Source organism: Rhizobium sp. Rhizsp82 (assembly GCF_047325115.1).
In the GTDB taxonomy this organism is placed as follows: domain Bacteria; phylum Pseudomonadota; class Alphaproteobacteria; order Rhizobiales; family Rhizobiaceae; genus Rhizobium.
This window is the reverse complement of sequence record NZ_CP168570.1, coordinates 664,036-688,034: the sequence shown is the minus strand read 5'-3', so window position 1 is coordinate 688,034 and position 23,999 is coordinate 664,036. Positions and strand designations below refer to the sequence as shown.

Here is a 23,999-nt window from a genome sequence, read left to right as displayed (position 1 = left end):
GTTGACGTTGCGCCGCTGGCCTTGATGCCGCGGCGCTTCTTTTTTGCCTTTGGCAGTTGCGGTTCGCGGAAAATGGGGGCAGGTTCGCTGCCGGAAAGCGAACAGATTTCAGGACGATGGATAGATGGCTGAACAGCTGAAGCGGGAAGTTTTCGGAACGACGAAGGATGGCGAGACCGTCTATCGCGTCGAGATCAAGGGCGGCGGTCTGACGGCCAAGATCATGACCTGGGGCGCGGTCATCCAGGATCTGCGGCTCGACGGCCATGAGGCTCCGCTGCTGCTCGGCTTCGACAATTTCGCCGACTATCCGGCCTATTCCTCCTATTTCGGTGCGACGCCCGGCCGCTGTGCCAACCGCATCGGCGGCGGCAAGTTCACGCTCGATGGCAAGGCTTATCAGCTGGAGCTCAACGAGAAGGGTGTGTCGCATCTGCACGGCGGCAGCGACAATATCGCCAAGCGCAACTGGACAATCGTCGAGCATGATGTCGATCGCGTCGTGCTGAAGATCGTCGATCCCGATGGCCGCGCCGGCTATCCCGGCAATTGCACGATCCAGGCGACCTACCGGGTCCATGGCAACGGCGAGTTCTCGATCGTCTATGAATCGACCTCGGACCAGCCGACGCTCGCCAATGTCTGCCAGCACGCCTATTTCAATCTCGATGGCCGCGACGATGCACTCGGCCACGACATCATGATCGCCGCCGACCATTATCTGCCGACCGACGAGCGGCAGATCCCGACCGGCGAGCTGCGCCCGGTCGACGGCACCACCTTCGATTTCCGCGAAATGACCTCGATGAAGCGTTTCGAGGGCTCCGAGCAGGCGCTCTACGACCATAATTTCTGCCTGTCGAAGGATCGTGTCGCCAAGCGCTCGGTCGTTCTGGCGCGCAGCGTCAATTCCGGCGTATCGCTGGAAGTACGCACAACCGAGCCCGGCGTGCAGTTCTATGCCGGCTTCAAGCTCAATGTGGCGGTGCCGGGTCTCGATGGCCGCAAGTATGGCCCGTTTGCCGGTTTCTGCCTGGAAACGCAGGTCTGGCCCGATGCGATCAATCACGAGGGCTTCCCCAATGCCGTGCTGCGGCCGGGTGAGGTGCTGCGTCAGGAAACGGACTATATCTTCAGCAAGAGCTAAGCCGCTTCACCATCGCCATTTTCGAAACCCTCGTGACCCCGTCACGAGGGTTTTGTGTTTTTGGCGTAAATTCATCTTGAAGAGTGGTTCTAAATAGGTTCTAATCAGTTTCCATGGATAGAACCAGTCTGATAGCAGAGCTGAACGCGCGCGGACTGCGCGACGAGGCGTCCACCGGCCCGCTTTATAAGCGGCTGGCACTGGCCTTGACCGGTCTCATTCAGGAAGGACTGCTGAAGCCCGGCGCGGCATTGCCGGGCGAACGTGATCTTGCCGAAGCGCTGAAGCTCGGCCGTGTCACCGTCAGGACCGCCTATCGCGACCTGATGTCGTCGGGCGCGCTGGAATCGCGACATGGCAGCGGCACATTTGTCTCGGCGCGGGTCGAACGCATGGAGCAGCCGCTCTGGTGTCTCTCTTCCTTCTCGGCCGATATGCGCTCGCGCGGCCGCTCACCTGCTGCAAAAATTCTGTCGAGACAGATCAACCAGCCCTCGCCGGAAGAATCCTTTCTCCTAGGTCTCAGTCAGGATGAGCCGGTGCTGCGGCTTGACCGACTGCGCCTGGCCGATGGCCTGCCGCTCGCGATCGAGCGCGCGGTCGTTCCGGTGAAATTCGTCGGCGAGCATGCCGGTGGCGAGGGATCGCTTTACGATGCGCTGGCTGCCAGCGGACACAAGCCGGTGCGCGCGCTGCAGCGCCTGACGGCGGTGACGCTCGACCCTTCTTCGGCCGCGATGCTGAATGTCAAGGCCGGTGCGCCTGCGCTGCTGATCGAGCGGATTTCCCGCCTCGAAGACCAGCGCGTCGTTGAATATACCCGCTCGCACTATCGTGGCGATGCATATGATTTCGTTGCAGAATTGAGAATTGGAGATGAGCTATGAGTGAGAACAAGTCGCTGATGTTGCAGGAGGCGGGTCAATCGCCGGACGTGGTGGCGACACTCCTCGAAAAGGAAAAGCCGGCATTCGCGGAGATCGCCAAGCTGTTCTCCTCGGCCCGGCCGAGCGTGGTGACGACGGCAGCGCGCGGGTCCTCCGACCATGCCGCGACCTTCTTCAAATATCTTTTCGAGATCAGCTGCGGCGTACCGGTCGCATCGGTCGGTCCGTCGATCGCTTCGGTCTATGGCGCGCCGCTGCATCTGAAGGGTGGCATTCACTTCACGGTTTCGCAGTCGGGCGCCAGCCCTGACATCGTCGCCCTGCAGGAAGCAGCCAAGAAGGGTGGCGCAACGACGATCGCCGTCGTCAACGTCACCGACAGCCCGCTCGGCAATCAGGCCGATATCGTGCTTGGCCTGAATGCCGGACCCGAGAAGAGCGTCGCCGCGACCAAGTCGTTCATCGCTTCCGTTGCCGCACTGGCTGGTGTTACCGCTGCAATCGGCGGCAAGACCGATCTTCAGGCTGCCCTGCAGAAGCTTCCGGAGGCGCTGTCTGCGACTTCCGGCATCGATACTGCCGCTGCCGAAGACGTGCTCTTCAACGCGAGCTCGCTCTATACGGCAGGCCGCGGTCCGGCTTTCGCGATTGCGCTCGAAGCCGCGCTCAAGGCCAAGGAAACCTCCGGCCTGCATGCCGAGGCTTTCTCGCTTGCCGAGTTGATGCACGGCCCTATGCGCCTCGTGCAGCCGGGCTTCCCGATCGTCGCCTTCGCGCCTGATGATGCCGCCTATGCCAATAACGTCCAGGCGCTGGAGCGCCTGCAGAAGCTCGGCGCGACGACAGTTCCGTTCTCGGCGCAGCCGCTTGCCGGCGTCAACCTGCGTGTGCCGACGACCGGCAACGGTCTGCTCGATCCGCTTGTCTCGCTGCTCGTCTACTATCGCCTGATCGAGTCTGTTACCCGCCGCAAGGGTTTTGATCCTGACAAGCCGGCAAACCTGCTCAAGGTCACGGAGACCGTCTGATGTCCCGGAAGATTTTCACCGGCGCGCGCATCTTCGATGGCGAGCGCTTTCATGACGAGCGGGCGCTCATCGTTTCCGATGGGCGCATCGAGACGATCGCTGCGCTCAACGATCTGCCCGAAGGCGAGCGGGTCGTGCTCGACGGCGGCGTTCTCTCCGCCGGTTTCATCGACGCGCAGGTGAATGGCGGCGGCGGCCGGATGCTGAATGACGAGCCGTCGGCCGGCTCGATGTATATCATCGCCGACGGTCACCGCCGTTACGGTACGACCGCCCTGCTGCCGACACTGATCACCGATACCGCCGATGCGACCAAGGCGGCGATCGAGGCGGCCAAGGAAGCCGTGAAGACCAACCGCGGTGTCGCCGGTCTGCATCTGGAAGGCCCGCATCTGGCGCCGGCGCGCAAGGGCGCGCATCTCGCCTCGCTGATGCGGCCGGTCGAAGACAGCGATGTCAAGGCGTTCATCGCGGCACGCGAGGCGATCGGTACGCTGCTGGTGACCATGGCGGCGGAGCAGGTTTCCGTGAAGCAGGTGCAGGAACTCGCCGAAGCAGGCGTCACCGTCAGCATCGGCCATTCCGACTGCACCAGCGAGCAGGCCGAAGAGCGTTTCGATGCCGGTGCCCGCGGCGTCACGCATCTCTTCAATGCCATGAGCCAGATGGGTCATCGCGCACCTGGCCTCGTCGGCGCGGCGATCGATCATCCGGCGACCTGGTGCGGCGTGATTGCCGACGGTCACCATGTCGATCCGAAGGCCCTGCGCACGGCGCTTCGCGCCAAGCGCGGCGAGGGCAAGCTTTTTCTGGTCAGCGATGCGATGTCGCTTGTCGGTTCCGACAAGGACAGCTTCACGCTGAATGGCCGCACGGTCCATCGCGAGAGCGGCAGCTTCTGCTCCAAGGTGGTTCTGGCCGACGGCACGCTGGCCGGCTCGGATGTCGATATGGCGTCCAGCATCCGCTACTGCACGACCTATCTCGACCTGACGCTGGCGGAAGCGCTGAGGATGGCGACACTCTATCCGGCCCGCTTCCTGCGTCTCGAAGGCTACGGACAGCTTCTGCCGGGATACCGCGCCGATGTGGTCCACCTGAACGGCAAGACCGAAGTGACGGCCGCCTGGATCTCCGGCGAGAGGAAATAGCGATGACGGCGATTACCGACGCCTATTTCTCCAACCTGATCGCCCGTCTCGGCAAGCTGCAGTCCGCTCTTGATGATCCGATGCAACAGGCTGCGGCGGCTATTCTGGAGGCGGCACGCCATGACCGGCGCGTTTATGTCTTCGGCACCGGCCATTCGCATATGCTGGCCGAAGAGGTCCATTACCGCGCGGGTGGTCTCGCCTTTACCGTGCCCGTTCTCGTCGGTTCGGCAATGCTACATGAGGGGGCTGTCATCAGCTCGGTCTACGAGCGGACGCAGGGTCTGGTGCGACCGGTTCTGGAGCGCTACGGCATGCAATCCGGCGACGTGATCATCATCGCGTCAAACTCGGGCGTGAATGCCGCACCGATAGAGGCGGCGGATTACGGCCATGAGATCGGCGCCAAGGTGATCGCCATAACCTCGGTCGAGTATTCGAGCGCCATCGCCAATGGCCGACGCCGCCTGGCCGACGTTGCCGATATCGTCCTCGACAATGGCTTGCCACCCGGCGATGCCGTGATCGAGATCGAAGGCAGCGGGCTGAAGGTCGGGCCGGTGTCGACGGCGATCGGTGTGACGGTTCTGAATGCGATCTTCGCCGAGGTGGCCTCGGAGCTCGCGAAAGCCGGCGATGCGCCTGTCTATCTCAGCGCCAACATGCCCGGTGCCGCCGATGTCAATCAGCGGCTGGTCAAGCGCTACCGGCCGCGCAATCCTCATCTCTGAAACGAAAAAAGCCGGCGTCTTCGCCGGCTTTTTTGTTCGGTCCCTGAGGGCCAATCAGTTCTTGGCGCGCTCGACGTAGGAATTGTCTTCCGTCGCGATGACGACGCGGGTGCCGGCATCGATATGCGGCGGAACCATCGTGCGAACGCCGTTCGAGAGCATTGCCGGCTTGTAGGAAGAAGAAGCCGTCTGGCCCTTGACGACCGGCTCGGTCTCGGTGATCTCCAGCGTGACGTGACGCGGCAGCTCGAGCGCCAGCGGGATGCCTTCGTGAATCGACAGGATGCAGGTCATGCCTTCCTGCAGATAGGCCTTCTGGTCACCCATCGTTTCGACATCGACGACGACCTGGTCATAGGTCTGCGGATTCATGAAGTGGAAGCCTTCGCCGTCTTCGTAGAGGAACTGGAAGTTGACGTCTTCGACGAAAGCGCGCTCGACCTGTTCGGTCGTGCGCCAACGCTCGGACACCTTCACGCCATCGACGATGCGGCGCATGTCAACCTGCGTGACCGGCGTGCCCTTGCCCGGGTGGAAGTTGTTGGCAGTGAGAACGACGTAGAGCTTGCCTTCCACTTCGAGAACGTTGCCCTTGCGGACGGAGGAGGCGATGACCTTGACCATAAGACTTCCTTGTAACTCAGGCTTCGGCGTCGTAGAGGACTGTCGCAATAGCCCCGGAGACGCGATTGATTTTCCTTTGGGGCGGCAACTAACGTAAAATCCGGTGAAAAGCCAGCCCTCGCGTTGGTCCTTGCAGTGAAGAAGCGGAGAATGACCCTGACGAGCGCCAAAGCCTCGCCCTGGTGGACGCCTGATGTTCATGCGGATCGCCGCCCGTTCCTGATCGGGCGCAATGCGATCCAGGCGGCTCTGCGTCTTTACTTTGCCAAGGAAGACTTCATCGAAGTCGATACATCGGCTCTACAGGTCTCCCCCGGCAACGAGGCGCATCTTCATGCCTTCGCGACGGAAGCGCTGACGACCGACGGGCAGCCCGCACCTTTCTATCTGCACACCTCGCCGGAATTTGCCTGCAAGAAGCTGCTCTCGGCCGGCGAGCAGCGCATTGCCTGTTTCGCGCATGTCTATCGCAACCGCGAGCGCGGGCCGCTGCACCACCCTGAATTCACCATGCTGGAATGGTACCGGGCGGGCGAGAGCTACGAGACGCTGATGATGGACTGCGTGCGGATGGCCGCACTCGCCGCCGAGACCGTCAAGGCATCCAAGCTCACCTATCGCGGCGCCGAGGCCGATCCCTTTGCCGGGCCGGAGCGGATTTCCGTTGCCGAGGCTTTCGAGCGTTACGCCGGCATCGATCTGCTCGCCTCCGTCGCTGCCGATGGTTCGACGGATCGCGAGCATCTGGCGGCCGAACTGCGACGCAATGGCCTGCGCGTTGCCGAAGACGATGGCTGGGCCGATCTCTTCAGCCGGGCGCTGGTCGAAAAGATCGAGCCGCATCTCGGTTTCGGCCGCATCACCATTCTCGACGAATATCCGGTTTCGGAAGCTGCCCTGGCGCGACCCTCGGCTGGCGATCCCAGAGTTGCTGAGCGCTTCGAGGTCTATGCCTGCGGAGTCGAGCTCGCCAATGGGTTCGGCGAGCTGACCAACGCCGCAGAACAGCGCCGCCGTTTCGAGATCGAGATGGCCGAGAAAGCGCGCATCTATGGTGAGCGCTATCCGCTGGACGAGGATTTTCTCGACGCGTTGCAGATCATGCCGGAAGCGAGCGGTATCGCGCTCGGCTTCGACCGACTGGTGATGCTGGCGACGGGGGCCACGCGCATCGATCAGGTGCTCTGGGCGCCTGTCGCGGAGTATGGCCGATGAATATCGTCCGGCCGATCAAGAGCGTCGATGACCTGTCGAACGCCGGCCTGATCGCCGAGGGCGACCGGTTGGCCCTCGAAGAGGTCGCGGCCCGCTATGCGATCGCGCTGACGCCTTCAGTCGCGGCGTTGATCGATCGCGATGATCCGGCCGATCCGATCGCGCGCCAGTTCGTACCTGTCGGCGACGAACTGCGGATTCTGCCGGAAGAGCGCGCCGACCCGATCGGCGATATCGCGCATAGCCCTGTCGAGGGCATCGTGCATCGCTATCCGGATCGTGTGTTGCTGAAGGCCGTGCATGTCTGCCCGGTCTATTGCCGCTTCTGCTTCCGCCGCGAGATGGTCGGCCCTCAGGGGCTGGGCACGCTGGAGCCGGAGGCGATGAAGGCCGCCTTCGATTATATCCGCCAGCACGATGAAATCTGGGAAGTCATTCTGACGGGTGGCGATCCGCTGATCCTGTCGCCGCGGCGCCTCGAAGAGATCATGCGGGAACTGGCGACGATCGATCACGTCAAGATCGTCCGTTTCCATACCCGCGTTCCGGTCGTCGAGCCGCGCAAGATCGATGCGGCGCTGATTGCGGCGCTGAAGGCGAGTGGCAAGACCGTCTATGTCGCGCTGCATGCGAACCATCCGCGTGAATTCACCGACGAGGCCCGCGCTGCCTGCGCCCGCCTCGTCGATGCCGGGATCGTCATGATCAGCCAGTCGGTGCTGCTGAAGGGTGTCAACGACGATCCGGCCGTGCTTGCCGACCTGATGAAGCGGTTCGTCGAGAACCGCATCAAGCCCTATTACCTGCATCATCCCGATCTCGCGCCGGGCACCAGCCATTTCCGGCTCTCGATCGAAGAGGGCCAAAAGATCGTCGCCGCCTTGCGCGGGCGCATCTCCGGGCTCTGCCAGCCTGCCTATATTCTCGATATCCCCGGCGGCCACGGCAAGACGGTGATCTCGGAGAGCGGGTTGCGCAAGACGGCGGACGGCTGCTTTTCGGTCTCCGATTATCGTGGCGGCGAGCACGTCTATCCGCCGGTGGGTTGACGGTTTTGCGTTTCATTTCTGCACTGCAGGCTTGAACGCCAATTTCGGGTATTTCGGCAGATCGTTGCCGCAAATTGCTGAAATCAAATATAAAACATCGATCGCTTTCGAATATCCGATAAAACTTTAAGTATGAACCTTGCTCATATTTAACCAGACCAATTAGCGGAATGTTGTTTTTTCCGGCCTAAAAGAACGCTCATGATTTAGGCGATGACTGCCTGCTCAGGATCATGACAATCTTGGAGATGCTAGGATGAACACGACAATCCGCGACCTTATAACCAAGTTCGGCAAGCTTCCGGTGGCGGTCGACCAGATCGCCGATGATGCCGATCTCTATGCGGCGGGTCTTACGTCCTTCGCCTCCGTGCAGCTGATGCTGGGCATCGAAGAAGCCTTCGACATCGAGTTCCCCGACAATCTGCTCAACCGCAAATCCTTCGCCAGCATTTCGGCGATCGAGAAGACCGTCGATCAGATCAAGGATAGCCGGAAGGTCGCCTGATGAACTTCCAGGTCAAGATTGCCGAAGAGAGTTTTGCGGCACGGGCCGCACGCGTCGCCGAGATCGCTGCCAAGCACGCCGATACGGTCGATGCGGAAGGCCGCTTCCCGCGCGAAGCTGTCGATGCGATGAAGGCTGAGCGGCTGCTCGGCATCCAGGTCCCCCGTCATCTCGGTGGCGAGGGTGCGACGACGACCGAAATCGCCGAACTCTGCTCCATTCTTGGCCAGGCCTGTGCCGCAAGCGCCATGGTCTTCGCCATGCATCACATCAAGCTTTCGAGCCTGGTGGAACACGGCACCGAAAGCGAATGGCATGCGGGCTTCATGCAGCGGCTTGCTGCCGAACAGCTGCTGATCGCCTCGGCGACGACGGAAGGCGGCATCGGCGGCAACCTGCGCAACAGTATCTGCGCCATCGAGGTCAGCGGCGGTATCTGCCGCCTCGAAAAAGACGCGACCGTCATTTCTTACGGCTCGCATGCCGATGCGATCCTGATTACCTCGCGCAGCAATCCGGAAGCCGCCTCCTCCGACCAGGTTCTGACGGCCTTCACCAAGGATCAGTACACGATCGAGCGGACTCACGTCTGGAACACGCTCGGCATGCGCGGCACCTGCTCGGACGGTTTCCTGTTCAAGGGCGAGGCGCCGGCGGTCCAGATCCTGCCGAAACCCTTCGCCGAGATCGCCGCGCAGTCGATGCTTGCCTCCTCGCACCTCCTCTGGAGCGGCGTCTGGTACGGTATCGCCGTCGATGCCGTCTCGCGCGCTCAATCCTTCGTGCGTGCTGCTGCGCGCAAATCTCCCGGCGCCCCGCCCCCAGGCGCGCTCCGGCTCGCGGAAGTCTCGAACCTTTTGCAGATGGTCAAGTCCAATGTCGTTGCGGGCCTCAAGGCCTATGAGGACGCCAAGGCCGATCCCGACAAGCTGTCGTCGATGGGCTTTGCCGTTGCCATGAACAACGTGAAGATCGCCTCGTCGGAAACGATCCTGGAGATCGTCAACCACGTCATGCTGATCTGCGGCATCATGGGCTACAAGAACGGCACGCCCTTCAGCGTCGGCCGCCATCTGCGAGACGCGCATTCCGCGCAGCTCATGATCTCGAATGACCGCATCCTCGGCAACACGTCGAGCATGCTTCTCGTCCACAAGCAGGACACTAGCCTACTGGGGTGACTCACATGGATATGCAGACCTCGTTTCTGGACCGGCTTTTCGAATCCGGCCTGCTGATCGATACCGGCGTTGATGGTCTTTATGGCCGCAGCGGCCAGTTCGAAGACGTGATCACCGCCTTCGAGCGGCTGATCGACAAGTTCGGTGGCGCCGATGGCGCGGAGGCGATGCGCTTTCCGCCGGGTATGAACCGGGCGATCTTCGAAAAGAGCGGCTACATGAAGAGCTTCCCGCAGCTGGCCGGTACCGTGCACAGCTTCTGCGGCGCCGAGCTCGACCACATGAACCTGCTGCAATGCATGGAAGTCGGCGACGACTGGACCAAGGGCCAGGAAGCCACCGAAATCGTGCTGACGCCGGCCGCCTGCTATCCGCTCTATCCGACTGTTGCCAAGCGCGGCAATCTGCCGGCGAAGGGTGGTCTCTACGATCTGCAGTCCTATTGCTTCCGCCATGAACCTTCCAAGGATCCGGCACGCCAGCAGCTGTTCCGCATGCGCGAATATGTCTGCATGGGCAACGAGCAGCACGTGACGGAATTCCGCCAGCGCTGGATGGATCGCGGCGTGGAGATGATGAAGCAGGTCGGTCTCGACGTCGTCATCGACGTTGCCAACGACCCGTTCTTCGGCCGCGCCGGCAAGATGATGGTCAACAACCAGCGTGACCAGAATCTTAAGTTCGAGCTGCTGATCCCGATCACCTCGACCGCCAATCCAACGGCCTGCATGAGCTTCAACTATCATCAGGATTCGTTTGGTCTGAAGTGGGGCCTGAACCTAGAAGACGGCAGCGTCGCGCATACGGCCTGCGTCGGCTTCGGTCTTGAACGCATCGCGCTCGCGCTCTTCCATCACCACGGTCTCGACGTGAAGGAATGGCCCGAAACGGTTCGCAAGGCGCTCTGGGGCTGAGATCTCGGATGAACGCCGTTTTTCCAGCCATCCGTCCCGATGGCTACGCCAGGCATGCGCTCCATTCCAGTGAGCGCATGTGGCCTGAAACCAATTGCTATATCGATCTCTGGATCGAAGTGCTGAACGCGCTTCGCCTGCCGCCAGAAGCCATGCTCGGCTTTACGATGACGCAGGATTTCGAGGGCGATCAGTTCACCTTCTTCAAGGTCCCGCTCGAAGATCTCGAAGCGCTGTTCGGCATCCGCGTCAGCGAGCTGGCGATTTTCGATGCGGTGGAAAGCCATATCCAGATGCAGATCGGCCGGGGCCGTCTCTGCCTGATCGAGATGGATTCCTATTTCATGCCCGATACCCAGGGCACCGCCTATCGCACCGAACACGGCAAGACGACCGTAGCGATCAACCGCCTGGACATGGCGGCAAAGCGCGTCGAATACTTCCACAATGCCGGCTTCTTCTCGCTCGAAGGCGAGGATTTCGACGGGCTGTTCCAGCTGCATCTGACGGAAGCCGATGCGCCGTTCCTGCCCTATACGGAATTTGCGAAATTTCCGGCGATGCTTCCCGGCGATGCCGATATCCGCAAGGTTTCCGGCGAGCTATTCCGCAAGCATTTTGCGCGCCGCCCTTCCACAAATCCGATACGGGCCTTCGCTTCGGTTTTCCCGCAGCAGGTCGAGGCGGTTGCCGAGCGTCCCTTCGGCTTCTTCCACAAATATGCGTTCAACACCCTGCGCCAGTTCGGTGCCAATTTCGAGCTCGCGGCCGATCATCTTGCCTGGCTGGCACCCGGCCGCTTCGCCGATGCCGAAGCTAGCGCGAGGCAAATTTCCGAGACTGCAAAATCGGTGCAGTTCCAGCTGGCACGCGCCGTCACCCGCAAGAAATTCGAGCCGTTGCAGACCGCGCTTGATCCGGCTGCCGATGCATGGGATTCCATGATGGCTTCGATTTCCGAGCGGTTGTGACACCGGAGACTTGAGCATGCGTGGGAGGTTGGCAAGCGTCGCGGCAGAGGAAGTTCTGCTTTCGGAAGGATGGAACCTCGTCCTGACCGAGCCGGATGCCTATGCGACGCCGCATGATATTCCGCCGACATCGCAGTTCATCGCCGCACCCGTGCCGGGTACGGTGGCAGCGGCACTCGAAAAGGCCGGATTGTTCGACCGCGAAAATCCGCAGCCGCTGAACACCCGCGATGCTTGGTATGTCTGCCGCCTGTTCGATGCAGAGCCGGGCGACTGGATACTTCGGCTCGAAGGGCTGGCGACGCTCTGCCATGTCTTCGTCAACGGCAAGGAGATGCTGTTTTCGGAAAGCATGTTCACCGCGCACGAAATCCCGGTGACGCTCGCTGGCGGCGATGAGCTCGCACTCTGCTTCCGCGCCCTGGCGCCGAAGCTTGCCGAACCCGGACCGCGGGCCCGCTGGCGCCCGCAGATGATCACGCCCGCCGGCCTCAAGAATATCCGCACCACCGTTCTCGGCCACATGCCCGGCTGGTGCCCTGAAATTCATGCTGTCGGCCCCTGGCGGGCGATTTCGCTGGTGCGCGGCGGCCCGGTCTCGATCGACAATGTCTCGATCCGCGCGGTTCTCGACGAGGATGGTGCCGGGCGCCTCAGCGTGTCGCTCTATTGCGATGCCGAGGAGCCGGTGCTGCAGCTGCGCTGCGGCGAGCATGAAGCGTCCTTCGAGAAGGTTGGCGACAACCATTATTCGGCGATCCTGAAGATCCCCGACGTGACGCCCTGGTGGCCGCATACGCATGGCACGCCGCATCTCTACGATCTGACGCTTCTCTCCGACGGGATCGCATATCCGCTCGACAAGACCGGTTTCCGGCGGATCGAGCTGGATCGGGGTGTCGATGGCGATGGTTTTGGTCTTGTCATCAACGGCGAGCGGGTGTTCTGCCGCGGGGCGGTCTGGACGACGGCCGATATCGTGCGGCTGCCTGGAGATCGCAGCGCCTACGAGCCTTTCCTGCGGCTTGCGGCGGAAGCTGGTATGAACATGATCCGCATCGGCGGCACGATGGCCTACGAGACGCCGGAGTTTTTCGCGCTGTGCGACGAGCTCGGCCTGCTCGTCTGGCAGGACTTCATGTTCGCCAATTTCGACTATCCGCGAAACGACAAGGCTTTTGCCGGTCATGTCCATACCGAGATGGAAGGCTTCCTGCATGGCGTCCAGGCATCGCCGTCGCTCGCCGTGCTCTGCGGCGGCAGCGAGGTCCACCAGCAGGCGGCAATGCTCGGCCTGCCGCGCGAATTCTGGGGCGGTCCCGTGACCGACGAGGTGATCCCGGCGATTGCTTCCCGCCTGCGGCCCGACGTGCCCTATGTGCCGAATTCGCCCTATGGCGGCGCGATGCCGTTTTCCCCGAATGCAGGGGTGACCCACTATTACGGTGTCGGCGCCTATATGCGCCCGCTTGAGGACGCGCGTCGGGCGGATGTGCGTTTTGCCGCCGAGAGCCTCGCTTTTGCACATGTTCCGCAGCAATCGACGCTGCAGCGGCATCTCGATGTTCCCGCCGTCCACAGCCCGCTCTGGAAGGCGCGTGTGCCCCGCGATCGCGGCGCTTCCTGGGATTTCGAGGATGTCCGTGATTTCTATCTCGGCCTTCTCTACGACACTGACCCGGCAAGCCTTCGCCGCGAGAACCCGGAGCGCTATCTCGAGCTCTCCCGCGCCGTCACGGGAGAGGTGCTGACCGAGACCTTTGCCGAATGGCGCCGCACCGGTTCGCGCTGCGACGGTGCGCTTGTCTGGACACTGCAGGACCTGCTCCCCGGCCCGGGCTGGGGCGTGATCGATTCCACCGGTGAGCCCAAGCCGGTCTGGTATGCGATGCGCCGTGCCTTCAAGCCGCTGCAGGTGCTGCTGACCGACGAAGGCACCAACGGGCTCGATATTCACGTCATCAACGAGACGGCGGCCGATCTTGCGGCCGAGCTCGAGATCATCTGCTTCCGTGACGGCCGGCAGCAGGCGGCAAGTGGTAGCCACAGCCTGGCGCTTGCTGCGCGCAGCAAACAGAAGATCGCCGCGACCGAGCTTTTCGGTGCTTTCTTCGACACGACCTACGCCTTCCGCTTTGGGCCGCCGTCGCATGACGTTACGGTCGCGCGGCTTCGCTCCGTCAATGGCGAATTGCTGGGCGAAGCGTTTCATTTCCCGCTCGGGCGCGCCAAGGCCTGCCATGACGCCACCGTTGACGTCAGGCTCGTCGAGGATGCCGGCCATTGGGCGGTCGATCTGACGACCGATCGCTTTGCGCAGTCGGTGCATGTCGAAGCTGCCGGTTACGGTCCGTCGGACGACTGGTTCCATCTCGCGCCAGGCATTCAGCGGCGCATTCGTTTGACGCCGATGACGGCAGATGCGGGCGAGCCGCAGGGCGAGGTGCTCTGCGCCGGAAACATGCGCCGGTTTGCCTTCAGTGCCGGTGGTTAAGGACAAGATGTCGATCCGATCGCTTTACCGTGCCTTTCGCTCCCATGTTCTGCAGCGGCTGATCCCGAAATCGCGTGTTGCGTTCGATCCGGCGCGCCCGGTCGAAGTCGCCGGCTATCTCTCGATGATGGCAGGTGTGGGTGAGTCGGCGCGGCTCTGTGCCGACGCCCTGGTCTCGGCGGGACGGACGATTTCGCTGCGCGATGTCAGCACTCATGCTGGCGAGGGCTCGTCGGTCGAGTGGACGGCGGTTGCGCAGTCTTCGGCGAAGCCCGGCACCCGCATCTGGCACCTCAATCCGCCGATGCTGCCGCGCGCCGTGCTCAGCACCGGTCTCGGCGAGTTCGCGCGGGCCTACAATATCGGCTATTGGGCCTGGGAACTGGAAGTCGTTCCTGCCGAATGGTGTAACGGTGCGCGCTATGTGAATGCCGTCTTCGTGCCCTCCGAATTCACCCGCAAGGCGATCGCGCCGTTGACGTCGGCGCCCGTTATCGTCGTGCCGCATCCGGTGACAGAGAAGCCCGCTGCCGACGGCATGCGCGCAAAGTTCGGGATCGACGACGATGCTTTCCTCGTCAGCTTCATCTTCAGTGCGGGATCGTCGATCAACCGGAAGAACCCGCAGGCGGTAATCGACGCCTTCAAGATCTTCCAAGCGCGCTGCCCGAAGGCATTCCTGCTGATGAAGGGCAGTGGCGATCCGGCGAAGGATGCCGGATTGGCCGCGCTTTATCGCTCCGCCGAGGGCAATAGCCGGATTCGGATCGTCACCGACAAGCTGGCAAGCAGCGAGATCAACGGACTGATCCGAGATTCGGATGCCTATATCTCGCTGCACCGTTCGGAAGGCTTCGGTCTCACCGTTGCCGAGGCGATCATCCACAATACGCCTGTCGTGAGCACGGGCTGGTCGGGCACAGTGGATTTCTGCGATCCGGACAACACCTGGAACGTCGCGCCGTCGCTGATACCGGTTGTCGATACGCATCCGGAATTTGCGGCGCTGACCGGCGCTGTCTGGGCCGATCCATCGCCTGAAATCGCCGCCGGATATCTGGAACAGATTTATGCCGATCCGGAAACCGCCAAGGCGAAAGCGGCGCGGGCAAAACGTTTCCTGATCGCCTATCTCGAGGCCAATACCTACGAGAAAGCGCTGCAAACACTGGCGAGCGCTGCCCGTTAACCGAAAACTTCGGGCCTTATTTAACGGTTTCACTTTAGGAATGGCTGAGAAAGCAACGGAACGGGACTGATGTCGAACGGGATCATAGCAAACTCGGTGATGAACGCTGCGGCCGGCATGCTGCTGCTTGCCACCGGCTTCGCCTCGTCGATCATCACCGCGCGCCTGCTCGGCCCCGAGGCGAACGGCATCGTTGCCTTCTCGTTGTGGCTCGTCGTCACCGGCGCTTCGATTGCCGAACTTGGCTCCAGCATCACGCTGCTGAAAACCCTGCCGCAGCTCAGCGCCCAGGGTTATGACAGCAGGAGGCGCATGGGCTTTGCGTCGATCCTCGTCACCTTCATGGTATTCTCGACGGTGGTGCTGCTCGGGCTCTACGCGATCTTCTTCCTGTCGTCGGAGGAGATGCATTGGGCCGAAACCGCGCCGTCAGTGGCACTCGTTACCGGCGCGCTGTTCTTCATCCAGGCGATCGGCTCCTTCGTCAAATTCTACCTGATCGGCGAAAAGCGGCTCGGAGACTTCTTCAAGCTGACGGTCGGGGTCTCGATCCTGCAGCTCGGCGGCGTTGCGATTGGTGCCGTCCTGCATGGCGTCGAGGGGGTGCTGATCGGTTATGCGCTCGGCCAGCTGGTGTTCTTCGTCGCGACCATGCCGATCCTCTTCGCCAAGCGGGACAAATGCGGCATCGCCTTCGGTGCGCTGGCTTCGTCCTCGGTGATCATCTCGACGCAGTTCCTGATCGATTCCGTCTTCATCAACCGCCTCGAACTGCTGTTCCTGCAGCAGTTCTGGTCGGTCGAGATGGTCGGCTATTATGCGATCGGCCTGTCGGTCGCCAATATCGCCCTGCAGCTGCCGATCCAGATGACCGGGAGCTTGTTGCCCTATTATTCCGAGCAGCGCCACAGCAGCAAGGATGCCACGCTTCCCGTCGAAGTCTTCGCCGCCGTCACCCGCAGCATGGCCTATATCATCCTGCCGATGAGCTTCGGGCTTGCCGCCATCTCGGGCGTGCTCGTCGTCAGCGTCTTCGGTGAGGCCTTCCGCCCGAGCGGTCCCGTCGTCATGCTGCTGGCGCTCGCCGCGCCCGCCTACACCTTCATGCAGATCCTCAGCCTCTACCTCCTGTCGATGGACCGGGTGCGCGATCGCCTGAAGACCAGTGTGATTGGTGGCCTTGTGATGGTAGGCGGTTGTTTACTCCTGGTGCCTAGTTTTGCGGCGGAAGGTGCGGCACTCGTTCGCATCGGCGTTTTTGTCGTGATGTGCGTGATCATGATCAAACAGACCGGATTTGGCAGTCAGCTGTCGACTCTCTATGTCAGCCTCGCGAAGGTGACGGCTGCCGCAGTGCTCTGCGCGCTGGCAGCGCTTGCCGTGCTTGAAGTTTTCCATAATCCGGTTGGGCTCGTCCTCGCGATAATTGCCGGTGGCATTGCCTATCTGCTGGCGCTGAAGTTCCTCAAGGTCATTCCGCGGCAGGATGCGCTGGTCATCCGCTCCATCCTCGGCAAGGTTCCCTCGGCATTGCGTAGCCGCGCGCTGAAGGCCGCACAGTTCATCGCGCCGCTGCCACCTGAAAAGGACGGCGAAGCTTCTGCCGCAATGGTTCAGGAGCCCGCGGAAGGTGCCGGCCGCAGCGCCGCATTTCCGGTTGCCTTCGACGGAACGATCGGGCTGTTTATGCCTGAAAATCCTGCCGTCACCAAGCGTTCCTCGGCTGTGCTCTTCGTCAGCCCCTGGGGCTTCGAGGAAATGTGCAGCCGCAAGTTTTATCGCGTGGCCGCCGAGCATCTTTCGGATATCGGCGTTCCCAGCCTGCGTTTCGACTATCTCGGCACCGGCGATGCGCTCGATTTCGACAGCGAGCCGGCGACGCTGGCAAGCTGGGAGAAATCGATCCGTGCAGCGGCAGAGGAGCTGAAGTCGCTCAGCGGCTGCGACCAGATCATTCTGGCGGCTCAGGGCATCGGCGCAGCACTTGTGCAGCGCATAGGCGCGACGATACCGGGTGTCAGCGGAGTCGCGCTTCTGGCTCCCGTATTGAGCGGCCGCGGGTATCTCCGCGAACTCAACATGTGGGCGAAGATCATTCACGCCGATCTCGGCCTCAGCAAGGAACATGCGCCTGCCGACCAGGTGACGATCGCCGGTCTGTTCATGCCGGAAGCGATCGCCGCCGAAATCCGCAAGCTCAATCTGACCACTCCGGAAAGCATTGCCGCGGCCAAGTATGTTCTCTTCGAGCATCCGTCGCGCGCCGGCGATTCCGCCTTTGCCGAAGCCTTGCGAGCGCTTGGCGCCAGCGTCGATGAGAAGGTGTTCGAAGGCTACGAAGAACTGGCGACCAATCCGCTGTTTGCCAAGACGCCAATGGCCGTCGTCGCGGAGCTTGCCCGCTGGATCGAAGCGAATACCGTTCCCGATGCCACTGCCGCCAACTCGGTCGTTCCAGCCGAAAACCAGATCCTGCGCGGTGACGGTTTCGAGGAGATACCGGTTCGCTTCGGCGATCATCATCATCTCGTCGGCGTTCTCAGCCGCCCGATCGGTGAGTCCCAGGGCAATTCGGTGATGTTCCTGACCACCGCCTATGACCGTCATGCCGGCTGGGGCCGGACGATCGTCGATATGGCGCGTGATCTCGCCCGCCAGGGTGTCACGTCGCTGCGCTTCGATTCAGCCAATGTCGGCGACAGCGTTCCGCGCCCGGATGCGCCCGATCAGATCCTCTATTCGACCACCCAGATCGAAGACGCCGTCTCGGCGCTCGATCTTCTGGAGGCGTATGTGCCGGGGCCGGTCATGGTCGCCGGGCGCTGCAGCGGCGGCTATGTCGCCTTCCGCGCCGGGATTGCCGACGAGCGCCTGAAGGCGGTCGTCTCGATCAATCCCTTCGTCTATTACTGGGACCCGGCGGTCCAGGTTGCCAAGGAGCACGTCGTTTCGGTGCCGCGCAGCGTCGACGACTACAGCCAGCGCCTGATGAATATCGAAACGCTGAAGCGGCTGTTCCGCGGCCAGGTTGACGTGAAGGCCGCGTTCCAGAATTTCTTCATCGCCGTCGGCCGCCGCGTGTCATACCGCTTCGCGCCGCTGATCGAGCTTCTGCCGCACAAGGGTCATGTCGCCCGCGAGGTGAAGCATGCCTTCGCCTCCTTCGGCAAGCGAAATGTGCCGCTGACGCTGATCTACAGCGAAGCCGATGTCGGCCTCGATCATATGTATTTCCACTTCGGCCCGGGTGGCCGCAAGCTGCAGCGCTATCCGAATGTGCGCCTCGTCATGCTTCAGGACGCCGACCATAACCTGACGCCGCTGGAATCGCGCCGGATCGTTCTGGAAGAGATCGCCAAGCTGGCGAAAGCTTAAGCGCTAGCTTTGAAAGCCGGGATGCCGAGCGACCGGTAGAGCTCGATATAGAGCCCGGCGACATGATCCCAGGAATAGGGGCGGGCTGCCGCTATCAGCGCTTCACGCATGGCAGATGGATTTGCAGAGATCGCATCGAATGCCGCGCCGATCGCATCGGCCGCTGTCCCGGCGTCGCTGAAATCGGTGATCGTCACCGGTGCCTGACGCTCTGCGAGGGCGCGGTAGGCGGCATTGCCGTTTAGAACGGGATAGAGCCCGGCGCTCATAGCTTCCAGGGCGACGAGGCCGAAGCCCTCGTATTCGGAGGCGGAGGCGAAGAGCGAGGCACCCGAGATCAGTGCGCGGATGGCCTCGTTATCGATGCCGACATGCAGGCCGACCGATTGGCCGAGATTGCGCGCGGCGATTTCGGCGCGAAGATCGCTGGCCTTGAGATCGGATTCCGAGCCGACGATATCGAGATGCCAGGACGCGTCGCGGCCCGTCAGCACCTTCATCGCGTCGAGGAGATGATCCAGACGCTTGTTTACCGAGAAGCGGCCGATGGTGACGATCCGGCGAAGCGGGGTGCGCGATGCGCTGTCGGCGAACTTTCCGATATCGACGCCGTTCTCGATCAGCACCGTATTCGGGGCGATCTGCGAGAACTGGGCGATATCCGAGGTGCTGCAGCCAATGACGCGGCGATAATTCATCGCCGACAGACGCGTCAGCGTCTGGAACCAGACCTTCTTCAGTGCGGCATGTTTCTGCGTATGGAAGAAGCCGCCATGGGTGGTCACCACCATCGGCTTACGATGGAGTATCCGGCCGATCGCCAGCGCATCGAAGAAGAAGTCGATGGCGTGGACATGCACGAGATCGGCATCGCCGAGATGGCTGAAGACCTGTGGGGCGATCGGGTAGCGCGTGCTGCCGGACCAGGGAATGCGGACGACCTCGATACCGTCGATGGTTTCGCGCGGTGGCAGCTTGCGGTCGCGGGCGGTGAAGAGCGTATCGAGCGTTACGACGCGGACGCGGAAGCCGCGTCTTGCGGTTTCACGCGCCAGATTGGCGACGACGTCTTCGAGGCCGCCGCGGTTCGGCAGGAACTGGCGCACGACATGGACGATCAGCGGAGCGTCTGCCCTCTGTACTTTCGTGGTCATGCCCGCCGTTGCTCCAAAACGATACTCCTGACCCCGCGCGGCCACATAGCCGGACGAAATACCCGATCGCCTTAAGGCCGGGTTTACGGTGCGGCGCGCGGCTGGAAATCTTGCGAAGACGGTTAATCGCCAGATGGCTCAGAAAGCCTTGAAAGTCAGTGTCGTCAGCGAACGGACGATGCCCGGGATATTGGCGATGTTGTCGTTGATGAACTTGCCGATATCCTGGCCTTCTTCGATATAGACCTTCAGCAGCAGATCGTAATCGCCGCTGGTCGAATAGAGCTCAGAAACACGTTCCGTCTGGTAGATGGCGTCGGCGACTTCGTAGGTCTTGCCTGGAGCGCACTGGAGCTGGACGAAAATGGGCTTCATGGTACTTTCCTGCGGATCGGATGCTGTTGGCGCGCATAATGCGCGAAAGCTCTCCCCGGATGCAAGCTCAAGACTTGGCTTCTGCCTCTATCCACTCGCGAAAGGCGGCAAGTGGCGCGTAATCGGCGCGTTCGGAGGGGTAGGCGAGATAGTAGCAGTCGCGGCTTTCGATCTCCCGGTCGATCGCGGCGACGAGATCTCCGCGCTTCAGTTCGTCCTGGATCAGGAAGGTCGGCAGCAAGGCGACGCCGAGGCCGGCGACCGCGGCCTGTGCTGCGGTGGCGAACTGGTCGAACAGCATGCCGTGAAGGCTCTGGAAGGCGACGCCGTTTTCGGCAAACCAGACCTCCCAGGCGTCCGGCCGTGTCGTCAGATGCAGCAGCGGCAGGTCCAGCAGGTGTTCGGGCTTGCTGATCGCATGCTCCCTCAGAAACTGCGGGCTGCAGGCCGGAACCGTCTTCTCCGACATCAGAAAGGTCAGCTCGGCACCCGGCCAGTGCGGGTGGCCGAAATGGATCGCGGCATCAATGGCATCGAGGCGGAAATCGAAGGAGGAGAGCCGGGTAACGAGATTGATCGTGACGCCCGGGTTGTTGCGCAGGAAGCCCCCCAGTCGCGGCGCCAGCCAGCGTGTGCCGAAGGTCGGCAGGATCGCCAGATTGAGCGTGCCGCCATGCGGGTTGGCCCGCAGGTTCAAAGAGGCGCTGGAAATGCGGCGTAGTGCTTCCCGGATTTCTCGCGCGTAGCTGTCTCCCGCCAAGGTCAGCCTGACGGTCTGGCGTTCGCGCAGGAACAGCTCGACGCCGAGCTGTTCTTCGAGCGCCTTGATCTGCCGGCTGACGGCGCTCTGGGTGAGGTCCAGCTCGCGAGCTGCAGCGGTGACACTGCCGGTGCGTGCCACCGCTTCGAAGGCGGCAAGCAGGGAGATCGATGGCAGAAAACGGCGTGATGCGAGCATATCTCATTCCATTTCAGAATGACCTGTTTCCGAAACGTCGATATTCACTCCAATAAGCGCTTTGTAAAGAATGGTTTGCCGCAATTTTGGAATGAACTGGCGCTGCAAAAGCCCTGCCGTCAGACGCTTTCGCAGGCCGTCCGGTAGCGGTAGATTAACGGCGATTTTGCCTTGGGATGGAACGACCGATGTTGAATGATCCGCGCTCGCACGGGCTCTGGGAAAAGACCGCTCCGCAACCGCCTGTAACCGCGCCGCTTCAGGGCGCAGTCGAGGCTGATGTGGTGATCGTCGGCGGCGGCTATACCGGCATCTCCTCCGGCCTGCATCTGGCGGAAGCCGGGACGAAGGTCGTTCTGCTCGAAGCCAAGGAGATCGGCTTCGGCGGCGCCGGCCGCAATGTCGGCCTGATCAATGCCGGCATGTGGGTGATGCCCGACGATCTTCCCGGCGTTCTCGGCGAGGTCTACGGCGAGCGGCTGCTCGATATGCTCGGCAATGCGCCGCGTCTGGTCATGGAGCTGATCGACAAGCATGCGATCGCCTGCGAGCTCGAAAAGAACGGCACGCTGCATTGCGCCGTCGGTGCCGAGGGCCTCAAGGAGATCGAGGACCGGGCGGAGCAATGGGGCAGGCGCGGTGCGCCGGTGACCTTGCTCGACGCGGCGGAAACCGCCCGCCGGATCGGCAGCGACGCCTATGCGGGCGCGCTGCTCGACATGCGCGCCGGCACGCTGCAGCCGCTCGCTTATGCGCGCGGGCTGGCACATGCTGCCGTCAAGGCCGGCGTCTCGCTGCACACGGCAAGTCCGGTGACCGCCACCGAGCGCAAGGGCGCCAAATGGGTGGTGAAGACGGCAAGGGGTTCGGTTACCGCCGACTGGATCATCGTCGCCACCGATGCCTACAGCACCGGCCCCTGGGAGCAGGTGCGAACCGAGCAGGTCCATCTTCCCTATTTCAATCTCGCCACCACGCCGCTCAGCGACAATCTGCGCAAGTCAATCCTGCCCGGCCGCGAAGGCGTCTGGGATACCATGGAGATCCTGTCGTCCTTCCGCATGGACCAGGCCGGCCGCCTCGTCTTCGGCAGCGTTGGTGCGCTACGCAATACCGGTATTTCGGTCCATAAGAACTGGGCGAAGCGCTCGCTGCGGAAACTCTTCCCGCAGATCGGCGAGGTCGAGTTCGAATGCGAGTGGTACGGCAAGATCGGCATGACCGACAATGCCCTGCCGCGCTTCCACAAGTTTGCCGAAAACGTCGTCGGTTTTTCCGGCTATAATGGCCGCGGCATTGCGCCGGGCACGGTCTTCGGGCGTACGCTGGCGCAGCATATTCTCGGCCGGATGAGCGAAGCCGATCTGCCGCTGCCGCTGACCGACCCGCGCGAGCCGGGGTTCCGGGCAATCAAGGAAATGTGGTACGAAGCCGGCGCCCAGCTTGCCCACTTCGCCGATGCACGTTTTTAAGAACAAGAAGGTTGGAAACACATGACCATCGCTAGCCTCGATCTCGCAGCCGAAACGAAGAAGCTGCTTTCCGAACTCGGCGTCGACGCCGCCCGCTATACCGGCGGCACGCTGCGCGTCACCTCGCCCGTCACCGGCAAGGAAATTGGTGCACTGAAGGAAGATACCGTTGCCGACGCCAAGAAGGCGATCGATGCAGCACACAAGGCCTTTGCCGAATGGCGTGCCGTTCCGGCGCCGAAGCGCGGCGAGCTCGTCCGGCTGCTCGGCGAAGAACTGCGCGCCGCCAAGGGCGCGCTTGGCCGTCTCGTCTCGATCGAAGTCGGCAAGATCACGTCCGAAGGTCTCGGCGAAGTTCAGGAAATGATCGACATCTGCGATTTCGCCGTCGGTCTTTCCCGCCAGCTTTACGGCCTGACGATCGCCACCGAGCGCTCCGAGCACCGCATGATGGAAAGCTGGCACCCGCTCGGCGTCGTCGGCATCATCTCGGCCTTCAACTTCCCGGTCGCCGTTTGGTCGTGGAATGCGGCGCTAGCTCTCGTCTGCGGCAATGCCACCGTCTGGAAGCCGTCCGAAAAGACGCCGCTGACGGCGCTTGCGACGCAGGCACTGTTCGAGCGGGCGCTGAAGCGCTTCGTCGCCGAAGGCGGCAAGGCGCCGGCAAATCTCTCGACGCTGCTGATCGGCGGCCGCGATGTCGGCGAAGCCCTCGTCGACCATCCCAAGGTGCCGCTGGTTTCGGCGACCGGTTCGACGGCGATGGGCCGCGCCGTCGGTCCGCGCCTTTCACAGCGTTTCGCCCGCGCCATCCTCGAACTCGGCGGCAACAATGCCGCGATCATCTGCCCGACGGCCGATCTCGACCTGACGCTGCGCGGCGTCGCCTTTTCCGCCATGGGCACGGCCGGTCAGCGCTGCACGACGCTGCGCCGCCTCTTCGTGCATGACAGCGTCTACGACCAGCTCGTTCCGCGCCTGCAGAAGGCCTATGGCTCGGTCACCATCGGCAATCCGCTGGAAAGCGGCACGCTGGTCGGTCCGCTGATCGACAAGGCGGCCTTCGACAAGATGCAGTCGGCACTTTCTGCAGCCAAGTCGGAGGGCGGCAAGGTCACCGGTGGCGAGCGCGTCGAAAACGGTGCCGGCGAAGCCTTCTACGTTCGCCCGGCTCTGGTCGAGATGCCGTCGCAGACGGGTCCTGTCGTTGACGAGACCTTCGCGCCGATCCTCTACGTCATGAAGTACAGCGATTTCGACGATGTGCTCGAGCTGCACAATGCCGTGCCGCAGGGCCTCTCCTCGTCGATCTTCACCAACGACATGCGTGAAGCGGAAACCTTCGTCTCCGCCCGTGGTTCGGATTGCGGCATCGCCAACGTCAATCTCGGCCCGTCCGGTGCCGAAATCGGCGGTGCTTTCGGTGGCGAGAAGGAAACCGGCGGCGGCCGTGAATCCGGTTCGGATGCGTGGAGGGCCTATATGCGCCGCGCGACCAACACCATCAACTACGGCAAGACCCTGCCGCTCGCACAGGGCGTCAAGTTCGACGTCGAATAAGGACGCTTGCATTGCA

General features: G+C 62.3%; 20 protein-coding genes. 16 read left to right on the top strand and 4 right to left on the bottom strand.

Annotated elements, in window-relative coordinates; all coding sequences use genetic code 11:
* Window positions 1-124: 124 nt before the first annotated feature.
* From ACEN84_RS08050 to ACEN84_RS08030, 5 genes are all read left to right on the top strand, one after another.
* Complete coding sequence (locus ACEN84_RS08050; RefSeq protein WP_112718275.1) at window positions 125-1,147, top strand: aldose epimerase family protein; 1,023 nt, start codon at window positions 125-127, stop codon at window positions 1,145-1,147.
* A 113-nt stretch (window positions 1,148-1,260) separates the two neighbouring features.
* Window positions 1,261-2,034, top strand: coding sequence for a GntR family transcriptional regulator (locus tag ACEN84_RS08045; protein ID WP_413710515.1), 774 nt, complete (start codon window positions 1,261-1,263; stop codon window positions 2,032-2,034).
* Window positions 2,031-3,062 (top strand): SIS domain-containing protein, encoded by a 1,032-nt coding sequence (locus ACEN84_RS08040; protein WP_413710514.1) that lies wholly within the window; start codon window positions 2,031-2,033, stop codon window positions 3,060-3,062. Before ACEN84_RS08045 ends, ACEN84_RS08040 begins: the two co-directional genes overlap by 4 nt.
* Entirely contained in the window at window positions 3,062-4,213 is a 1,152-nt protein-coding gene (gene nagA, locus ACEN84_RS08035) for an N-acetylglucosamine-6-phosphate deacetylase (protein WP_413710513.1), read from the top strand. The genes ACEN84_RS08040 and nagA overlap by 1 nt, the downstream gene beginning before the upstream one ends.
* A 2-nt stretch (window positions 4,214-4,215) precedes the next feature.
* Complete coding sequence (locus ACEN84_RS08030; RefSeq protein ID WP_413710512.1) at window positions 4,216-4,944, top strand: SIS domain-containing protein; 729 nt, start codon at window positions 4,216-4,218, stop codon at window positions 4,942-4,944.
* A 54-nt stretch (window positions 4,945-4,998) separates the two neighbouring features.
* On the opposite strand, the gene efp is transcribed toward ACEN84_RS08030, so the two are convergent.
* Window positions 4,999-5,568: an elongation factor P gene (gene efp, locus ACEN84_RS08025; protein WP_112718285.1), complete on the bottom strand. Its 570-nt coding sequence runs from the start codon at window positions 5,566-5,568 to the stop codon at window positions 4,999-5,001.
* Window positions 5,569-5,718: 150 nt separating this feature from the next.
* Here efp and epmA point away from each other — a divergent pair, with 150 nt between their 5' ends.
* The 9 genes from epmA (at window position 5,719) to ACEN84_RS07980 (ending at window position 18,464) form a co-directional block, all read left to right on the top strand.
* The gene (gene epmA / locus ACEN84_RS08020; protein WP_413710511.1) at window positions 5,719-6,783 is read left to right on the top strand and encodes an EF-P lysine aminoacylase EpmA; all 1,065 of its coding nucleotides are present in this window, start codon (window positions 5,719-5,721) and stop codon (window positions 6,781-6,783) included.
* Window positions 6,780-7,832: a lysine-2,3-aminomutase-like protein gene (locus ACEN84_RS08015; protein ID WP_413710510.1), complete on the top strand. Its 1,053-nt coding sequence runs from the start codon at window positions 6,780-6,782 to the stop codon at window positions 7,830-7,832. The genes epmA and ACEN84_RS08015 overlap by 4 nt, the downstream gene beginning before the upstream one ends.
* Before the next feature lie 256 nt (window positions 7,833-8,088).
* The gene (locus ACEN84_RS08010; RefSeq protein WP_130283140.1) at window positions 8,089-8,340 is read left to right on the top strand and encodes an acyl carrier protein; all 252 of its coding nucleotides are present in this window, start codon (window positions 8,089-8,091) and stop codon (window positions 8,338-8,340) included.
* Window positions 8,340-9,521 carry an acyl-CoA dehydrogenase family protein gene (locus tag ACEN84_RS08005; protein WP_112718293.1) on the top strand — a complete coding sequence of 394 codons (1,182 nt, stop codon included), beginning with the start codon at window positions 8,340-8,342 and terminating at the stop codon, window positions 9,519-9,521. Before ACEN84_RS08010 ends, ACEN84_RS08005 begins: the two co-directional genes overlap by 1 nt.
* A 5-nt stretch (window positions 9,522-9,526) precedes the next feature.
* A complete protein-coding gene (locus tag ACEN84_RS08000) occupies window positions 9,527-10,435 on the top strand; it encodes an amino acid--[acyl-carrier-protein] ligase (RefSeq protein ID WP_413710509.1) in 909 nt (302 codons plus the stop codon).
* An 8-nt stretch (window positions 10,436-10,443) separates the two neighbouring features.
* A complete protein-coding gene (locus tag ACEN84_RS07995; protein ID WP_413710508.1) occupies window positions 10,444-11,406 on the top strand; it encodes a DUF1839 family protein in 963 nt (320 codons plus the stop codon).
* 16 nt (window positions 11,407-11,422) lie between these two features.
* Window positions 11,423-13,900 carry a glycoside hydrolase family 2 protein gene (locus ACEN84_RS07990; protein WP_413710507.1) on the top strand — a complete coding sequence of 826 codons (2,478 nt, stop codon included), beginning with the start codon at window positions 11,423-11,425 and terminating at the stop codon, window positions 13,898-13,900.
* Between the two features lie 13 nt (window positions 13,901-13,913).
* The gene (locus ACEN84_RS07985; RefSeq protein ID WP_413711275.1) at window positions 13,914-15,089 is read left to right on the top strand and encodes a glycosyltransferase family 4 protein; all 1,176 of its coding nucleotides are present in this window, start codon (window positions 13,914-13,916) and stop codon (window positions 15,087-15,089) included.
* A gap of 69 nt (window positions 15,090-15,158) precedes the next feature.
* Window positions 15,159-18,464: a polysaccharide biosynthesis C-terminal domain-containing protein gene (locus ACEN84_RS07980; protein WP_413710506.1), complete on the top strand. Its 3,306-nt coding sequence runs from the start codon at window positions 15,159-15,161 to the stop codon at window positions 18,462-18,464.
* Here ACEN84_RS07980 and ACEN84_RS07975 read toward each other — a convergent pair.
* The 3 genes from ACEN84_RS07975 to ACEN84_RS07965 all read right to left on the bottom strand — a co-directional run bounded on the left by ACEN84_RS07975 (window position 18,461) and on the right by ACEN84_RS07965 (window position 20,951).
* Window positions 18,461-19,618 (bottom strand): glycosyltransferase family 4 protein, encoded by a 1,158-nt coding sequence (locus ACEN84_RS07975; RefSeq protein WP_413710505.1) that lies wholly within the window; start codon window positions 19,616-19,618, stop codon window positions 18,461-18,463. The two genes, ACEN84_RS07980 and ACEN84_RS07975, sit on opposite strands and share 4 nt — an antisense overlap.
* Window positions 19,619-19,756: 138 nt before the next feature.
* Complete coding sequence (locus tag ACEN84_RS07970) at window positions 19,757-19,993, bottom strand: Lrp/AsnC ligand binding domain-containing protein (RefSeq protein WP_016556708.1); 237 nt, start codon at window positions 19,991-19,993, stop codon at window positions 19,757-19,759.
* A gap of 67 nt (window positions 19,994-20,060) precedes the next feature.
* On the bottom strand, window positions 20,061-20,951 hold the full coding sequence (locus tag ACEN84_RS07965; protein ID WP_413710504.1) for a LysR family transcriptional regulator: 891 nt from the start codon (window positions 20,949-20,951) through the stop codon (window positions 20,061-20,063).
* Between the two features lie 188 nt (window positions 20,952-21,139).
* On the opposite strand from ACEN84_RS07965, the gene ACEN84_RS07960 reads away from it, so the two are divergent.
* The gene (locus ACEN84_RS07960; RefSeq protein WP_413710503.1) at window positions 21,140-22,423 is read left to right on the top strand and encodes an NAD(P)/FAD-dependent oxidoreductase; all 1,284 of its coding nucleotides are present in this window, start codon (window positions 21,140-21,142) and stop codon (window positions 22,421-22,423) included.
* A gap of 21 nt (window positions 22,424-22,444) precedes the next feature.
* Complete coding sequence (locus ACEN84_RS07955) at window positions 22,445-23,983, top strand: aldehyde dehydrogenase family protein (protein WP_413710502.1); 1,539 nt, start codon at window positions 22,445-22,447, stop codon at window positions 23,981-23,983.
* Window positions 23,984-23,999 lie beyond the last annotated feature (16 nt).

Excerpts from the sequence above, each read along its gene's own strand:
- ACEN84_RS08050 (WP_112718275.1), top strand. The coding sequence starts at position 125 with ATGGCTGAACAGCTGAAGCGGGAAGTTTTCGGAACGACGAAGGATGGC.
- ACEN84_RS08045 (WP_413710515.1), top strand. The coding sequence starts at position 1,261 with ATGGATAGAACCAGTCTGATAGCAGAGCTGAACGCGCGCGGACTGCGC.
- ACEN84_RS08040 (WP_413710514.1), top strand. The coding sequence starts at position 2,031 with ATGAGTGAGAACAAGTCGCTGATGTTGCAGGAGGCGGGTCAATCGCCG.
- nagA (WP_413710513.1), top strand. The coding sequence starts at position 3,062 with ATGTCCCGGAAGATTTTCACCGGCGCGCGCATCTTCGATGGCGAGCGC.
- ACEN84_RS08030 (WP_413710512.1), top strand. The coding sequence starts at position 4,216 with ATGACGGCGATTACCGACGCCTATTTCTCCAACCTGATCGCCCGTCTC.
- efp (WP_112718285.1), bottom strand. The coding sequence starts at position 5,568 with ATGGTCAAGGTCATCGCCTCCTCCGTCCGCAAGGGCAACGTTCTCGAA.
- epmA (WP_413710511.1), top strand. The coding sequence starts at position 5,719 with ATGACCCTGACGAGCGCCAAAGCCTCGCCCTGGTGGACGCCTGATGTT.
- ACEN84_RS08015 (WP_413710510.1), top strand. The coding sequence starts at position 6,780 with ATGAATATCGTCCGGCCGATCAAGAGCGTCGATGACCTGTCGAACGCC.
- ACEN84_RS08010 (WP_130283140.1), top strand. The coding sequence starts at position 8,089 with ATGAACACGACAATCCGCGACCTTATAACCAAGTTCGGCAAGCTTCCG.
- ACEN84_RS08005 (WP_112718293.1), top strand. The coding sequence starts at position 8,340 with ATGAACTTCCAGGTCAAGATTGCCGAAGAGAGTTTTGCGGCACGGGCC.
- ACEN84_RS08000 (WP_413710509.1), top strand. The coding sequence starts at position 9,527 with ATGGATATGCAGACCTCGTTTCTGGACCGGCTTTTCGAATCCGGCCTG.
- ACEN84_RS07995 (WP_413710508.1), top strand. The coding sequence starts at position 10,444 with ATGAACGCCGTTTTTCCAGCCATCCGTCCCGATGGCTACGCCAGGCAT.
- ACEN84_RS07990 (WP_413710507.1), top strand. The coding sequence starts at position 11,423 with ATGCGTGGGAGGTTGGCAAGCGTCGCGGCAGAGGAAGTTCTGCTTTCG.
- ACEN84_RS07980 (WP_413710506.1), top strand. The coding sequence starts at position 15,159 with ATGTCGAACGGGATCATAGCAAACTCGGTGATGAACGCTGCGGCCGGC.
- ACEN84_RS07975 (WP_413710505.1), bottom strand. The coding sequence starts at position 19,618 with ATGACCACGAAAGTACAGAGGGCAGACGCTCCGCTGATCGTCCATGTC.
- ACEN84_RS07970 (WP_016556708.1), bottom strand. The coding sequence starts at position 19,993 with ATGAAGCCCATTTTCGTCCAGCTCCAGTGCGCTCCAGGCAAGACCTAC.
- ACEN84_RS07965 (WP_413710504.1), bottom strand. The coding sequence starts at position 20,951 with ATGCTCGCATCACGCCGTTTTCTGCCATCGATCTCCCTGCTTGCCGCC.
- ACEN84_RS07960 (WP_413710503.1), top strand. The coding sequence starts at position 21,140 with ATGTTGAATGATCCGCGCTCGCACGGGCTCTGGGAAAAGACCGCTCCG.
- ACEN84_RS07955 (WP_413710502.1), top strand. The coding sequence starts at position 22,445 with ATGACCATCGCTAGCCTCGATCTCGCAGCCGAAACGAAGAAGCTGCTT.